The sequence below is a fragment of the Streptomyces sp. NPDC051136 genome (assembly GCF_044455745.1).
Taxonomy (GTDB): Bacteria; Actinomycetota; Actinomycetes; order Streptomycetales; family Streptomycetaceae; genus Streptomyces.
Genome location: NZ_JBITFE010000007.1, coordinates 24352 through 38692 on the forward strand (window position 1 = coordinate 24352; position 14341 = coordinate 38692).

The 14341-nt window shown below is 73.3% G+C and carries 11 protein-coding genes; 6 read left to right on the forward strand and 5 right to left on the reverse strand.

What is annotated here, in order from left to right; genetic code table 11:
- Nucleotides 1–222: 222 nt before the first annotated feature.
- Nucleotides 223–2481, reverse strand: coding sequence for an RNA degradosome polyphosphate kinase (locus tag ACIBCJ_RS20605; protein WP_362106412.1), 2259 nt, complete (start codon nucleotides 2479–2481; stop codon nucleotides 223–225).
- Nucleotides 2482–2873: 392 nt separating this feature from the next.
- On the opposite strand from ACIBCJ_RS20605, the gene ACIBCJ_RS20610 reads away from it, so the two are divergent.
- Genes ACIBCJ_RS20610 through ACIBCJ_RS20630 form a run of 5 tightly spaced genes read left to right on the forward strand, consistent with a single transcriptional unit; the run spans nucleotide 2874 to nucleotide 7380 of the window.
- Entirely contained in the window at nucleotides 2874–3416 is a 543-nt protein-coding gene (locus ACIBCJ_RS20610) for an RNA polymerase sigma factor (RefSeq protein WP_133890713.1), read from the forward strand.
- Complete coding sequence (locus tag ACIBCJ_RS20615; protein ID WP_365980836.1) at nucleotides 3413–4282, forward strand: zf-HC2 domain-containing protein; 870 nt, start codon at nucleotides 3413–3415, stop codon at nucleotides 4280–4282. Before ACIBCJ_RS20610 ends, ACIBCJ_RS20615 begins: the two co-directional genes overlap by 4 nt.
- A gap of 55 nt (nucleotides 4283–4337) precedes the next feature.
- A complete protein-coding gene (locus tag ACIBCJ_RS20620; protein WP_365980835.1) occupies nucleotides 4338–5216 on the forward strand; it encodes an ABC transporter ATP-binding protein in 879 nt (292 codons plus the stop codon).
- The gene (locus ACIBCJ_RS20625; protein ID WP_399282921.1) at nucleotides 5213–6736 is read left to right on the forward strand and encodes an ABC transporter permease; all 1524 of its coding nucleotides are present in this window, start codon (nucleotides 5213–5215) and stop codon (nucleotides 6734–6736) included. The genes ACIBCJ_RS20620 and ACIBCJ_RS20625 overlap by 4 nt, the downstream gene beginning before the upstream one ends.
- A complete protein-coding gene (locus tag ACIBCJ_RS20630; RefSeq protein WP_365980834.1) occupies nucleotides 6724–7380 on the forward strand; it encodes an ABC transporter in 657 nt (218 codons plus the stop codon). The genes ACIBCJ_RS20625 and ACIBCJ_RS20630 overlap by 13 nt, the downstream gene beginning before the upstream one ends.
- Nucleotides 7381–7569: 189 nt before the next feature.
- Here the strand turns inward: ACIBCJ_RS20630 and mshD are convergent, their stop codons facing one another.
- Entirely contained in the window at nucleotides 7570–8499 is a 930-nt protein-coding gene (mshD, locus tag ACIBCJ_RS20635; RefSeq protein WP_362505616.1) for a mycothiol synthase, read from the reverse strand.
- Nucleotides 8500–8695: 196 nt separating this feature from the next.
- Between mshD and ACIBCJ_RS20640 the strand changes: the two genes are divergently transcribed.
- On the forward strand, nucleotides 8696–10528 hold the full coding sequence (locus ACIBCJ_RS20640) for a bifunctional metallophosphatase/5'-nucleotidase (protein WP_365980833.1): 1833 nt from the start codon (nucleotides 8696–8698) through the stop codon (nucleotides 10526–10528).
- Here ACIBCJ_RS20640 and ACIBCJ_RS20645 read toward each other — a convergent pair.
- From ACIBCJ_RS20645 to ACIBCJ_RS20655, 3 genes are all read right to left on the reverse strand, one after another.
- Nucleotides 10512–12047 (reverse strand): HAMP domain-containing sensor histidine kinase, encoded by a 1536-nt coding sequence (locus ACIBCJ_RS20645; protein ID WP_365980832.1) that lies wholly within the window; start codon nucleotides 12045–12047, stop codon nucleotides 10512–10514. The genes ACIBCJ_RS20640 and ACIBCJ_RS20645 overlap by 17 nt on opposite strands.
- Nucleotides 12044–12784 (reverse strand): response regulator transcription factor, encoded by a 741-nt coding sequence (locus ACIBCJ_RS20650; RefSeq protein WP_362106390.1) that lies wholly within the window; start codon nucleotides 12782–12784, stop codon nucleotides 12044–12046. Before ACIBCJ_RS20650 ends, ACIBCJ_RS20645 begins: the two co-directional genes overlap by 4 nt.
- Before the next feature lie 99 nt (nucleotides 12785–12883).
- Nucleotides 12884–13957, reverse strand: a complete 1074-nt coding sequence (locus tag ACIBCJ_RS20655; RefSeq protein WP_365980831.1) for a trypsin-like peptidase domain-containing protein — start codon at nucleotides 13955–13957, stop codon at nucleotides 12884–12886.
- Nucleotides 13958–14341: the final 384 nt, after the last annotated feature.

Genomic DNA, 14341 nt, shown 5'->3' on the forward strand with positions numbered 1-14341 from the left:
CTCGTGCCCGCGCTCGTGCTCGTGCCCGCGCCTGTGCCCGTGCCTGTGCCCGTGCCCGTGCCCGCGCTCGTGCCCGCCGCTCCTGCGTCCGCGTCCGCGGCGGTGTGCGGGCCAGTACCGGTGTGGGGACCGGTGCCGGTACGGGGCACCGGGTTTCTGGTCGCGTTCGCGTTCGCGCTCGCGGGTCGGGGCGGTCCGGCGGTCGCCGCGGGGTCCGTCGGGTCAAGGTGTCGCTGTGCCACGCCGGCGCCTCCGGGCGTCTATGAGCATCTCCTGGACGTTGCGCAGGGGCTGGCCGTCCGTGTCCGTCGCGTGCCGGGTCCACTCGCCGTCCGGGCCGAGGTGCCAGGAGGCGGTGACGTCGGACATGCCGTTCTCGAGCAGCCGGTTCAGGGCCGCCCGGTGGGCCGGATCGGCGACCCGGACCAGGGCCTCTATCCGGCGGTCGAGGTTGCGGTGCATCATGTCGGCGCTGCCGAGCCACACCTCGGGCTCACCGCCGTTGCCGAAGGCGAAGACCCGCGAGTGTTCGAGGAAGCGCCCGAGGACGGAGCGGACCCGGATGTTCTCCGACAGGCCCGGCACCCCCGGCCGCAGCGCGCAGATCCCGCGCACCCACACGTCGACCGGCACCCCGGCCTGGGACGCCCGGTAGCAGGCGTCGATCACGGCCTCGTCGACCATCGAGTTGACCTTGATGCGGACGTAGGCGGGCCGTCCGGCGCGGTGGTGCTGGATCTCCTTGTGGACGCGGGAGACCAGGCCGTCGCGCAGCGACTTGGGGGCCACGAGCAGGCGGCGGTAGGTCTCGCGCCGGGAGTACCCGGAGAGGCGGTTGAACAGGTCGGAGAGGTCCGCGCCGACCTGCGGGTCCGAGGTGAGCAGGCCCAGGTCCTCGTAGAGGCGGGCCGTCTTCGGGTGGTAATTGCCGGTGCCGACGTGGCTGTAGCGGCGCAGCGTCTCGCCCTCCTGCCGGACGACCAGCGAGAGCTTGCAGTGGGTCTTCAGGCCGACCAGGCCGTAGACCACGTGGCAGCCGGCCTCCTCCAGCTTGCGGGCCCACTTGATGTTGGCGGACTCGTCGAAGCGGGCCTTGATCTCCACCAGGACGAGGACCTGCTTGCCGGACTCGGCCGCCTCGATGAGGGCGTCGACTATCGGCGAGTCCCCGGAGGTCCGGTACAGCGTCTGCTTGATCGCGAGCACGTCCGGATCGGTGGCGGCCTGCTCCAGGAACGCCTGCACGGAGGTGGAGAAGGAGTCGTACGGGTGGTGGAGCAGTACGTCCTTGGTGCGCAGGGCGGCGAAGATGTCCGGCGCGGACGCCGACTCGACCTCGGCCAGGTCACGGTGGGTGCCGGCGACGAACTTCGGGTACTTCAGCTCGGGCCGGTCCAGGCTGTGGATGCGGAAGAGGCCGGTGAGGTCCAGCGGGCCGGGCAGCGGGTAGACCTCGGCCTCGCCGATCTTCAGCTCGCGCACGAGGAGGTCCAGGACCTCGCGGTCGACGGACTCCTCGACCTCCAGCCGGACGGGCGGGCCCAGGCGCCGCCGCATCAGCTCCTTCTCCAGGGCCTGGAGCAGGTTCTCCGCGTCGTCCTCCTCCACCTCCAGGTCCTCGTTGCGGGTGAGGCGGAAGGTGTGGTGCTCCAGGACCTCCATGCCCGGGAACAGCTCCTCCAGGTGGGCGGCGATCACGTCCTCGATGGGGACGTAGCGGCCCGGGGAGGCCTCCAGGAAGCGGGAGAGCAGCGGCGGGACCTTGACGCGGGCGAAGTGGCGGTGGCCCGTGACGGGGTTGCGGACGACGACCGCGAGGTTGAGGGAGAGGCCCGAGATGTACGGGAAGGGGTGGGCCGGGTCGACCGCGAGGGGCGTGAGGACCGGGAAGATGCGGTGCCGGAAGAGGGTGAACAGGCGGGCCTGCTCCTTCTCCGCCAGCTCGCTCCAGCGGACCAGGTGGATGCCCTCCTCGGCCAGGGCCGGGGCGACGTCCTCGTGGAAGCAGGCGGCGTGCCGGGCCATCAGCTCACGGGAGCGGGCCCAGATCATGTCCAGCACCTCGCGGGGCTGGAGGCCGGAGGCGGAGCGGGTGGCGACACCGGTCGCGATGCGGCGCTTGAGACCGGCGACGCGGACCATGAAGAACTCGTCCAGGTTGCTGGCGAAGATCGCGAGGAAGTTGGCCCGCTCCAGGAGGGGCGTGTTCGGATCCTCGGCGAGTTCCAGCACCCGTTCGTTGAACGCGAGCCAGCTGCGCTCGCGGTCCAGGAAACGTCCCTGCGGGAGCCGGGCGCCGCCGTCCTGGGAATCCTCCGACTCCTCGTACGCGTCGAGGTCGGCGTCGATGTCCGGCTCCAGGCCGGAGACCGCGGCGGCCACGGTGTCGGGGCGGTGCGCCGCGATCGAGCCCACGGAGGGCTGCGCGTGCTGCGTGTGCTGCGTGGGCTGGACCTCTGCCTGGCTGTTCGGCTGCCTCATGAACCCATTCTTCCGCGCCACGCGCCGGTCAGGCGCGTCAGAGGGCTCGAAGGGCCCGGAAGGCTGTGGCTCGGTCGGCTTCATTCGCCGAGCCTCGCAAGGCTGTCTGAATCGATGGTTACGAGGACATGACGTGTGGGATAGCGGCGCCCCTCCGGAACCCGCGCACGGGTCGGCCGTGCGCCCGCGGGGCCACGTGTGCGGGTCGGCCCCTTCCCTCTCTGAGCGTGCGTACGGCGAGGTCGCGGCGCCCTCGAACGGTCCGCCGCGACCTCGCCTCCCCCCGGGCCTCCCCCGGGCCTCCCGCGGGCCGCACCCGGTCCCGCGCCCGGCCCGCGTACGGGCCCTGAGATCGTGTGAACCGATCGGGCGGGCTCGTGCGATGAGGAGATGTGAGCGAAACGAGAAGCGACGGGGAGCTGCTGCGGGCTGTCGCGGCGGATGCCGACCGGCGTGCCTTCGAGGAGCTGTACCGCCGGTACGCGCCCTGGCTGACCGCCCGCATGCGCGGGCGCTGCGCCGACGCCGCCATGGTCGACGACGTCGTGCAGGAGACCTTCCTCGCGGTGTGGCGCGGCAGCGCGCGGTACCGGGAGGAGGGCGACGTGGCCGGCTGGCTGTGGCGGATCGGCTCACGGCGGCTGATCGACGTGCTGCGCGGCGACGGTGCGCGCGGGCGGCTGAGGCAGACGCTGGCGAGGCTGCGGCACCGGGACGAGGTCTCGGCGGAGGAGCGCGTCCTCGCCGGAGTGGAACACGGTGACCTCGCCGGCGCGCTCACCAGACTCTCGCCGGAGCTGCGCGCGGTGCTCCAGGCCACCGTCGTCGACGGGCTGACCACCCGTGAGGCGGCCGTCCTGCTCGGCATCCCGCCGGGCACGGTCAAGACGCGGGCGATGCGGGCCCGCCGGCAGCTGCGGGAGGCGCTGGCATGACGATCGACGACAGCCGTCGCCAGGACGGCAACACCTGGCACGTGGACGAGGACGACCTGCGGGCCTACGCCCGGGGCGAGCTGGCGGCGCCCGCGCTCTGGTCCGCCGACGCCCACCTGACCGCCTGCGCCGCGTGCCGGGGCACCCTCGCCGAGGTGAGCGACGCCGCCGCACTGGACGCGGGCTGGGCCAGGCTCGACGCCGAGCTGGACGCGCCCCGCCCGGGCCGGTTCGAGCGGCTCCTGACACGGTGCGGCGCGGACGACGGCACCGCGCGGCTGCTCGCGGCCACGCCCATACTGCGCCGGTCCTGGTTCGGTGCGCTCGCCACCGTGCTGTTCATGACCTTTCTCGTGGCCGTCTCGGCCGGAGCCGCCGGCGAGCCCACGGTGTTCCTGGTCTGCGCCCCGCTGCTGCCGCTGGTCTCGGTGGCGCTCGCCTACGGGCCCGCCCTGGACCCCACGCACGAGATGGCCGTCGTCTCGCCGATGCACGGTTTCCGGCTGCTGATGATCCGTACGGTCGCCGTGCTCGTCGTGGCCCTCGGCGTGGGCGGCCTGGCCAGCCTGGCGCTGCCCGGATTCGGTCCGGGCGCCCTGGCCTGGCTGCTGCCGGGGCTGGCCCTCACGACGAGCGGGCTCGCGCTCACGCCCCGGCTGGGGCCGGTGGCCGCGCCCTCCGTGCTCGTGGGCGCCTGGGCCGCCGTCCTGCTGGCCGCGGACGCGGCCCGCGCCTCCACGGACGGTCCGCTGGCGCCGTTCACCGCGGCCGGGCAGGGCGTGTCCGGGTTCCTGGCGGTGCTGGGCGCCGGGCTGCTGTTCCTCTTCCGCGACCGGTTCGACGTCTCCGCCCGCGGCGTGGCGTGACCCCGCCACCCTCCTGACCCTTTTCACGATCCACTTGCACGCACGGGAGTGCCGTATGACCCCCACAGTTTCCGCGTCCGGGCTGAGCCTCCACTACGGGCGCACCCGCGCCCTCGACGACGTGTCGCTGCGGCTGACCCCGGGTGTCACCGGGCTGCTCGGGCCCAACGGCGCCGGGAAGACCACCCTGCTGCGTGTGCTCGCCACCGCCGTGCCCGCCGACCGGGGCGCCTTCACCGTCCTCGGGCACGATCCCGGGACCTCGCGCGGCCGGCAGGAGGTGCGGCGCCGGCTCGGTTACCTGCCGCAGACGCCGGGTTTCCATCCGGACTTCACGGCCTTCGAGTTCGTCGACTACGTGGCGATCCTCAAGGAGCACGCGGACCGCCGGGAGCGGCACCGCGAGGTGCGGCGCGTGCTGGAGGAGGCCGGCCTCGACGACGTGCGCGGTCGCCGGATCAAGAAGCTGTCCGGCGGCATGCGGCAGCGGGTCGCGCTGGCCGCCGCGCTGGTGGGCGACCCCGGTTTCCTGGTGCTCGACGAGCCGACCGTCGGCCTCGACCCCGAGCAGCGGATGCGGTTCAGGGAGCTGATCGCCGAGGCGGGAGAGGGAAGGACCGTGCTGCTGTCCACCCACCAGACCGAGGACGTAGCGATGCTCTGCCACCGGGTGATCGTCATGGCGGCCGGGACGGTGCGGTTCGACGGGACTCCGGCCGAGCTGACCGCGCGGGCCGCCGGGCGGGTGTGGAGCAGCGCGGAGAAGGATCCGGGCGCCAAGGCCGGGTGGCGCACCGGGACGGGCTCCTTCCGGAACGTGGGGGATCCGCCGGCCGGCGCCGAGCCCGCCGAACCCACTCTGGAGGACGGCTACCTGCTCGTCCTCGACGGCGCGGGCCCGGCCGGCGCGACCGGCACGGAGGTGGCCGCGTGAGCACCGCACTGGTGGAGGACACCGTGTCCGGACAGGCGGCGGCGCGCGAGCGCGGGGTGCGTCCCGTGTTCGCGCTGGCCCGGTTCGAGGCCCGCAGACTGCTGCTGAGCATCCCCGTCGTCATCGCCTTCGTGGCGTACGTGGCGTGGATCGTCTGGCGTACACGCACCTCCTGGGACGGCTACCCCGCCCTCCAGGACGCCGACCGCGCCACCCAGTCCATGCCGATGCTCGTCGGCCTCGCCGTCCTGCTGTGTGCCAACCGCGCTGTGGTCCGTTCCGAGCGGCACGGCACCGAGCAGCACTTCTCGGTGCTGGTCCTGGAGCCCTGGCGCCGGGCGGCCGCCCACGCGCTGTCCGTCGTGCCGGCCGCGCTGCTCACCGCCGTGTGCGTGGCCGGTCAGTTCGGCTGGGAGGCGCTCAAGCCGGGCGCGATCGGCCATGGTTCGCCCGCCGAATTGGCGGTGGGACCGCTGACGGTGCTGGCGTTCGGTGCGCTTGGGGTATTGCTGGGCCAGTTGGTGCGGTCGGCGGCGTTCGCCGCGCCGCTCCTGGTGGTCGTGCTGCTGCTCACCCTCGTGCTCGGCACCGCGCCCGGTGGCGGGGACGGCCTGGCCTGGCTGGCGCCGGCCGTCTCCGGGTCCGGCCCGGACACCTTCCCCTCCGACCTGCTGGGGCGGCCCGCCGCCTGGCACGCCTTGTACCTGGCGGGCGCGGCCCTGTGCGTGGCCTTCCTCGCGGCGGCCGTCGCCGGTGGGCGCGGTGGGTTCGTCCGGGCGGGCCTCGCCCTGAGCCTCGCGGCGGCGGTGACGGGCGGGGTGCTCCAGGCCGGGGGCGTGTCACCCTCGCCGGAGCTGACCGCGGCGCGTGAGCGTGCTTCGGTGCGCCCCGAGCTGACCTGCGTCGAGCACGGCCGGTCGAGGTACTGCGCCTTCCCCGAGTGGGAGCCGCGCACGGGTACCTGGGCCGGGGTGGTGGACAGCGTCCAGTCCCTGGCGGGCGGCTCCGCGCACGACCGGCCCCTCCTCGTACGGCAGCGGATCGACGCCCGGTACGGGCTGGAGGCCGACACCGCGATCCCCGCACTGACCGACGCCCACCAGGTGACCGTGGGCACCGCCTGGGGCGGGAACCGGGTTCCCGAGTTCTCCAGTGCCGTCGCCGCCGTCCTCGTCGCGGGCTCGGAGGCGGCGGGCACCGAGATCTGCGACGGGCGGATGGTGACCGTCATGTGGCTCTCCCTGAGCTGGCAGGACGATCCGATGGACGCCCTGCGCCGGGTCCGCCTCGACGACAGCGTGACGGGCTCCGCGCTCGTCCTGTCGCCCACCGACGGACTGACCATGACGGAGGGCCAGACGGACGTCGTGCGGCACCTGCTGGAAGACCCGCCCGCCGGTGTCGGGGCGCGGGTCAAGGAGCACTGGGCCGAGCTGACCAAGCCGGGTGTCACGACCGCCCGCGCCGCCGGGCTGCTGGGCGTGGCCGCGCCGAAGAAGGCGGACTCGTGCGAGGACTGACGGCGGCCCGGGGAGTGACGGCGGCCCTGGTCGGGCCGCTGTGGCGGACGCTTCCGTGGCGCGCGCCGGCGGCAGCGGGGACGCTCGGCCTGCTGATTGCCGGCACCCCGCTCACCATCGGAGCCGAACCGGCCCCCTGGCAGACGCTGTTGCTGCTCCGGTGCGCCGCCCTGACCGGCGCGCTCGGCCTGGCCTTCCTGCTGGACGACCCGGCCCGCCACCTCACCACGCCGGTGCCGGTCCCGAGGCCCGTCCGGCAGGCGCTGCGGGTGGCGCTGGTCGCGCCGTTCGCCGCCCTGTGGTGGGCGGTCGTACTGCTCCTGGCCCCTTCGGCGTCCCGTCCTCCGGCCGGCGAGGTCACCCTGGAGGCCGTAGCGGTGGGCGTCCTGGCCCTCGCCGCCGCCGCCCTGGCGGTACGGGTGACGGACGAGGAGCGTCCCGGGCCGTTCGTCGCGGCTGCCCTGCTGGTCATGGCCGTTCTCGCGCCGCTGCTCGCCCCGGAGGGCTGGGCACTGTTCGCCCAGGCCGACGATCCGCGCTGGCCCGCCGCGCACGAGAGATGGGCGGCGCTGGCGGCGGGGGTGGCGGTGGTGGCGGCGGCGTGCGGACCGGAGCCGCTGGGCCGTCGGACCGACGGCCGGTGAGGGGACCGCACGCGGACCCCTAGCGGGCCCGGAGCAGACCGGGAGCGGTCCGGGAGCCAACCGGGAGCGGACCCGGAGCAGTCCTGGAGCGGTCCCGGAGCGGTCCCGGAGCAAAGCGCACGCAGCGCCGGAGCAAAGCGCGAGCAGCCCCTGAGCAAAGCGCGAGCAGCCCCGGAGGGGCCCCGCGGCTCACGTCTCCGTGCGGTACATCAGGTCCGTCTCGTGGGTGACGAATCCGAGGCGCTCGTAGACGGACACGGCGGCCTTGTTGTCGGCGTCGACGTACAGCATCGCGGTGGGCAGGCCCTGTCCCTCCAGGTGCCGCAGGCCGACCGTGGTCAGGGACTTGCCCAGGCCGCCGCCCTGGACGTCGGGGCGGATGCCGAGGACGTAGACCTCGCCGAGCCCTTCCTCGGCGTGCACCTTGGTCCAGTGGAAGCCGATCAGCTCGCCGCCCCGCTCGGCGAGGAAGAAGCCCGCCGGGTCGAACCACGGCTCGGCCTTGCGGTCGTCGAGGTCGCGCTGGGTGAGTGAGCCCTGTTCGGGGTGGTGGGCGAAGGCGGCCGCGTTCACGGCGAGCCAGGCCGCGTCGTCCTGGCCGGGCACGAAGGTGCGGACGCTCACGCCCTCCGGCAGCACCGGATCCGGCAGGTCCAGGCCGGCCAACGGGCGCCGCATCTGCCGCAGTTCCCGGAACAGGGAGAGGCCGAGCACCTGGGCGAGGTGCCGGGCGGCGGAGTGCCCGCCGTGCGCCCAGATGCGCAGCCGCTTGCCGGACGCGGCGAGCAGCGCGGAGCCCAGGGCCCGCCCGTGTCCCTGGCCCCGGTGCGAGGGGTGGACCACCAGCTCCGCGGCGGGCGGCTCCACCGGGTCGGTGCCCTCCAGCTGGGCGTAGCCGACCAGTTGACCGTCGCCGACGGTGAGCAGGAGGTGCGCGACGCCCTCCCGCGCGGGACCGCGCAGCTGGAGCCTGCCCTGTTCGGACACGGCGTGCTGCCCGTCGTTCCGGGCCGCCTCGGTGAGCAGGGCGAGGACGGCGTCGGTCTGCTCGGCGGTGAGTTCGGCGAGGGTCTCGATCGAGCGGGGGCGGCCGGGCCGCACGGTGTCGTCGCTGGTCATGCGTACGAGGGTAAAGGGCGGGCACGGCAAAGCGGCGGCAGCGGACGGGAGCGGGGAGCGGCGCGGGGACGAGGGTGAAGTTAAACCAGGCTGTAACCCGGAAGCCCCTGTCGCGCTACGCGCGTTGACCTTAGGCTGCTGCGCCGACGAGCCGTCTCCTCAGCGGCTCGCGCCACGCACACCCACAGGGGGGCGCATGCCAGCCACAGCACAGTCGCACCAGCCGCGTCGCAGACGCCGTACGAGCCGTCTCCTCGTCGCCGCCGCCACCGTCGTCACCGCCGGGGCGCTCGCCGCGGCGGCGCTGCCGGCCTCGGCGAGCGCGGGCGGGCACGACCGCGGACACGGCGGCCACGGACACGGTCACGGCCAGGGCCGCTACCAGGACGTCCAGCTCCTCTCCTTCAACGACCTGCACGGCAACCTGGAGCCGCCCGCCGGTTCCTCCGGCCGCGTCACCGAGGTTCAGCCGGACGGCACGAAGAAGACGATCGACGCGGGCGGCATCGAGTACCTGGCCACCCACCTGCGCGAGGCCCGCAAGGGCAACCGCTACTCCGTCACGGCCGCCGGCGGCGACATGGTCGGCGCGTCCCCCCTGCTCTCCGGCCTCTTCCACGACGAGCCGACCGTCGAGGCGCTGAACAAGCTCGACCTGGACGTGACGAGCGTCGGCAACCACGAGTTCGACGAGGGCGCCAGGGAACTGGCCCGCCTTCAGAACGGCGGCTGCCACCCCACCGAGGGCTGCTACACGGACCAGCGGTTCAAGGGCGCCGACTACCCCTACCTCGCGGCCAACGTCCTCGACGAGAAGACGAAGAAGCCGATCCTCAAGCCCTACTGGGTCTGGAAGCAGAACGGCGTCAAGGTCGGATTCATCGGCGTGACCCTGGAGGGCACCCCGAACATCGTCTCGGCGGACGGCGTCAAGGGCCTGAAGTTCCAGGACGAGGTCGAGACGATCAACAAGTACGCCAAGGAGCTTCAGCGCCAGGGCGTGAAGTCGATCGTCGCGCTCATCCACGAGGGCGGCTTCCCGGCCTCGTCCGACTACAACTACGACTGCGACGCCCCGGGCGCCGGCGCCGGCGTCTCCGGTCCGATCGTCGACATCGCCAAGAACATCACCCCGCAGGTCGACGCGCTGGTCACCGGCCACACCCACAACGCGTACGTGTGCACGATCCCCGACCCGGCGGGCAACCCCCGCATGGTCACCTCGGCCTCGTCCTTCGGCCGCCTCTACACGGACACGACGCTGACGTACGACCGCCGCACGGGTGACATCGCCCGTACGTCGGTGAAGTCCGCGAACCACGTGGTGACCCGGGACGTCCCCAAGGCCCCCGACATGACCCGGCTGATCGGCAAGTGGAACACCCTGGCCGCTCCGATCGGCAACCGCCCCATCGGCTACGTCTCGGCCGACGTGAACCGCGACGGCACCGAGTCCCCGCTGGGCGACCTGATCGCCGACGCCCAGTTCGCGTACGGCAGGGCCCAGGACCCGGAGACCGACCTGGCCCTGATGAACCCGGGCGGCATCCGCGCCCCGCTGACCTACGCGGCCTCCGGAGCCGAGGGCGACGGCGTGGTCACCTACGCCGAGGCCTTCACCGTCCAGCCCTTCGCCAACACGGTGAACCTCAAGGACTACACGGGCGCGCAGTTGATCCAGGTCCTCAAGGAGCAGGTGAGCGGCCCGAACGAGGCGGCTCCGAAGATCCTCCAGATCTCGTCCGGCCTCACCTACACCCTGGACCTGACCAAGTCGGGCGCGGACCGCGTCGTCACCGACTCCATCCGCCTGAACGGCGCCCCCGTCGACCCGTCGGCCACCTACCGCGTCGCGTCCAACAGCTTCCTCGCGGGCGGCGGCGACGGCTTCACCACCCTCGGCCAGGGCACGAACGAGCGCGTCGGCGACGACGACCTGGCGGCCTTCGAGCAGTACCTCACGGCCAACTCCTCGGCCGCCGACCCGATCGCGCCGCCGGCGGCGGACCGGATCACGGTCGTGCGGTAGCCGGCCCCTGCGGTTCCTCCGGCTCCGGCCGGTCCCCGTCGGCGGCACCCGTCTCCGGCGGGGGCACCGGTGCCCCCGGCAGCCGTACGGTCGCCACCGTCCCGCTGCCGCCCTCCCCGGCCGGACTCGGACCGGCCGGGGTCAGGCTCACCGTGCCGCCCGCCTGCTGCACCGTCCGCGCCACGATGGACAGGCCGAGGCCCGAGCCGGGCAGCGCGCGGGCGCTCGGGGAGCGCCAGAAGCGGTCGAAGACGTGGGGGAGTTCGTCGGCGGGGATGCCGGGACCGTGGTCGCGGACGGTGAGGACGCCGTCGGCGAGGCGTACGCCGATCGTGCCGCCGTCCGGGCTGAACTTCACCGCGTTGTCCAGGATGTTGACCACCGCCCGTTCCAGCGCGGCCGGTTCCGCCCGTACGTACCACGGGCTCACGTCCGCCTCGATCGTCAGCTCGGGGCCGCGCAGGCGGGCGCGGCGCAGGGCGGACTCGACGACGTCGTGCCAGGCGAGGATGCGGGTGCGGCCCTCGTGCTGGCCGGTGTCGGGTCGGGAGAGTTCCTGGAGGTCGCCGATGAGCGCAGCCAGCTCCGTCATCTGGGCCTTCACCGAGGCGAGCAGGGCCTTGCGGTCGGCCTCCGGGATCGGGCGGCCGGTCTCCTCGCTGCGGGTGAGCAGCTCGATGTTGGTGCGCAGCGAGGTGAGGGGGGTGCGCAGTTCGTGGCCGGCGTCGGCGATGAGCTGCTGCTGGAGGTCGCGGGAGCTGGCCAGGGACGAGGTCATGCTGTTGAAGGAGCGGGAGAGGCGGGCGATCTCGTCGTCGCCGTCCTCCTCCACGGGGATGCGGACGGCCAGGTCCTCGGTGCGGGCCACGTGCTCGACGGCGCGGGTCAGGTCGTCCACGGGCCGCAGGCCGGTGCGCGCCACCCACAGGCCGGCCGCGCCGGCGCCGACCACGCCGATGCCGGAGACGAGGAGCAGGATCAGCGCCAGGTCGTTGAGCGTGGACCGGGTGCCCTTGAGCGGTACGGCGGCGATGAGCGCGGCGCCCGCTGTTTCCTGCGTGACCGGGTTGGTGATGGTCACCGGCAGCGTCAGGACGCGCAGCTCGGTGCCGTCCTCGGCCGTGCCGTTGCGGTAGCTGCCCTCGCGGGGCGAACCGTTGCCGATCACCTCGTGGTCGGCCTCCGTCACCTTGATCTCGCCCACCGAGGTGGTGAACAGGCAGACCGTCCCGTTCGCCGTGACCACCTGGGAGTACGTCGTCCGCAGCCCGTTGACGCCTTCCCGGGGAGTCTGCGAGCAGTTGTTGAGCGCTTCCCTGGCCTGGTCGCGCTGCTGCGGGTCGTTCAGCATCGTGGCCTTCTTGAGGTCGCTGTCGACCTGGTCGTACAGCCTCCCCTGGACGATGAACCAGCAGGTCACCGAGACCGCAGCCACCGCGAACGCCACCGCCGCCGCCACCAGCAGCGACAGCCGCGCCCGGATGGGCAGGGCTCTGACCCGGCGGGCGAGGCCCGTCACTCCGCGCCGCCCTGCCGCAGGACGTAGCCGACGCCGCGGACGGTGTGCACGAGACGCGGCTCGCCGCCCGCCTCGGTCTTGCGGCGCAGGTACATGACGTACACGTCGAGGGAGTTCGAGGACGGCTCGAAGTCGAAGCCCCAGACGGCCTTCAGGATCTGCTCCCGGGTGAGGACCTGGCGCGGGTGCGCCATGAACATCTCCAGGAGGGTGAACTCCGTGCGGGTCAGTTCCACCGGGCGCCCGGCCCGGGTGACCTCGCGCGTCGCCAGGTCCATGGTCAGGTCGGCGAAGGTGAGGGTGTCGTCGTCCTCGGCGGCCGCCTCCACCGCCGCCGCGTAGGAGCTGCGGCGCAGCAGCGCGCGGATGCGGGCGAACAGTTCGTCCAGCTCGAACGGCTTGACCAGGTAGTCGTCCGCCCCGGCGTCCAGGCCGGTCACCCGGTCGCCGACGGTGTCGCGGGCCGTCAGCATCAGGATCGGGGTCGTGTCGCCCGCGCCCCGGATGCGGCGGGCGGCGGTCAGGCCGTCCATACGGGGCATCTGGATGTCCAGGACGACCAGGTCGGGCCGGTACGCCGCCGCCTTCTCCAGCGCGTCGGCGCCGTCGACGGCGACCTGGGTGCCGTAGCCCTCGAAGGCGAGGCTGCGCTGGAGGGCCTCGCGGACCGCCGGCTCGTCGTCGACGATCAGGATGCGCTGGGTCTCACGGTCGCGGTCGCCGTCTGCGGGGCTCATGGGCTCGGGTCCTCGGATGCGGTAGGGATCGGACGCGGCAGGCAACGGGTCTGCCGACGGACGCTTTCAGCGTCGCACGTCTTCGTGCTCCGTCAGACGTCAGCTGCTCGCACCCGCCCGCAGGTCGGGCAGGTCGGCCTTGACCGTGTTGACCGGGATGGCGAAGCCGAGGCCCACGCTGCCCGCACTCGCGGAGGACTCGGTGGCCGAGTACATCGCCGAGTTGATGCCGATGATGTTGCCGTTCATGTCGATCAGCGCACCGCCGGAGTTGCCCGGGTTGAGGGAGGCGTCGGTCTGGATCGCCTTGTACGTCGTCGTGGACGAGCCGGTGTCGCCGTTGAACTGCTGACCGCCGAACTCGAACGGCCACTGTCCGCCCTGCCGCTGCTGCTGTTGCTGTTGGCCCTCGTCCGTCGAGACGGTGACGTCGCGGTCGAGTGCGGAGACGATGCCGCTGGTCACGGTGCCGGTCAGGCCCTCGGGTGAGCCGATGGCGACGACCTGGTCGCCTACCCCGATGCCGTCCGAGTCGCCGAGGGTGGCGGCCGTGAGGCCGGAGGCGTCGTTCAGCTTGATCAGTGCGAGGTCCTTCTTGCTGTCGGTGCCGACGACCTCGGCGGTGTACTGCTTGCCGTCGTTCGTCGTCACCTTGACGGACGAGGCGCCGGACACGACGTGGTTGTTGGTGATGATCTCGCCGTCGCCGGTGATGATCACGCCGGATCCGGTGGAGGAGCCGGCGTTCGAGGTGGCGCTGATCTCGACGATGCTCGGGCTGACCGCCTTGGCGACCCCGGAGACCGTGCCCTTCTGGCTGGAGGGCACCACGTTGGTGCTGGTGGAGCTGGAGGCGACGGTGTCGCTGCCGGTCAGCTCCTGGATGCCGAACGCCGTGCCGCCGCCGACGGCCGCCGCGACGATCGCCACGGCCACGAGCAGGGCGGCGGGACGCCGCCGCCGGGCGGAGCGCTTTCCGTGCGGCGGCTCGAACGGCCCGCCCGGTCCGGGCTGCTCCGGCTGCGTGCCGGTGGGGGGCTGCGTGGGGGCGGCCGGCGGCTGGGCCGGCGGGGGCGGCCATTCCGGGTTGACGGGAGAGGAGGCGTGCTGGGGGGTTCCCTGGTACGGGTTCGCGTGCTCGTACTCGCCGTTGTGGCGGAGGCTCTCGGTCATGTTCATGAGCTTCCCGCCCGCGGATGAGAGCGGCCTGAGTGCCGCCTGAGAAGCCCGGCAGAACCTCGTATGCCCGATATAAAGCCGCCCCTCGGGAAGCCGCCGGTCGGGAGGCCGCCGGTCGGGAAGCCGCCGGTCGGGAGGCCGCCGGTCGGGAAGCCGCCCTCGGCAAGGCGCCCGCCGGGAGACGCCCATAGAGAAGCCGCCTGCCGGGAAGCCGCCTGCCGGGAAGCCGCCGGTCGGGAGGCCGCCGGTCGGGAAGCCGCCCGTCGGCAATGCGCCCGTCGGAAGACGCCCGCCGGGAGACGCCCATAGAGAAGCCGCCCGCCGGGAAGCCGCCCGCCGGGAAGCCGCCGGTCGGGAAGCCGCCGGTCGGGAGGCCGC

Excerpts from the sequence above, each read along its gene's own strand:
- mshD (WP_362505616.1), bottom strand. The coding sequence starts at position 8,499 with ATGACCAGCGACGACACCGTGCGGCCCGGCCGCCCCCGCTCGATCGAG.
- ACIBCJ_RS20640 (WP_365980833.1), top strand. The coding sequence starts at position 8,696 with ATGCCAGCCACAGCACAGTCGCACCAGCCGCGTCGCAGACGCCGTACG.
- ACIBCJ_RS20655 (WP_365980831.1), bottom strand. The coding sequence starts at position 13,957 with ATGACCGAGAGCCTCCGCCACAACGGCGAGTACGAGCACGCGAACCCG.
- ACIBCJ_RS20620 (WP_365980835.1), top strand. The coding sequence starts at position 4,338 with ATGACCCCCACAGTTTCCGCGTCCGGGCTGAGCCTCCACTACGGGCGC.
- ACIBCJ_RS20615 (WP_365980836.1), top strand. The coding sequence starts at position 3,413 with ATGACGATCGACGACAGCCGTCGCCAGGACGGCAACACCTGGCACGTG.
- ACIBCJ_RS20650 (WP_362106390.1), bottom strand. The coding sequence starts at position 12,784 with ATGAGCCCCGCAGACGGCGACCGCGACCGTGAGACCCAGCGCATCCTG.
- ACIBCJ_RS20605 (WP_362106412.1), bottom strand. The coding sequence starts at position 2,481 with ATGAGGCAGCCGAACAGCCAGGCAGAGGTCCAGCCCACGCAGCACACG.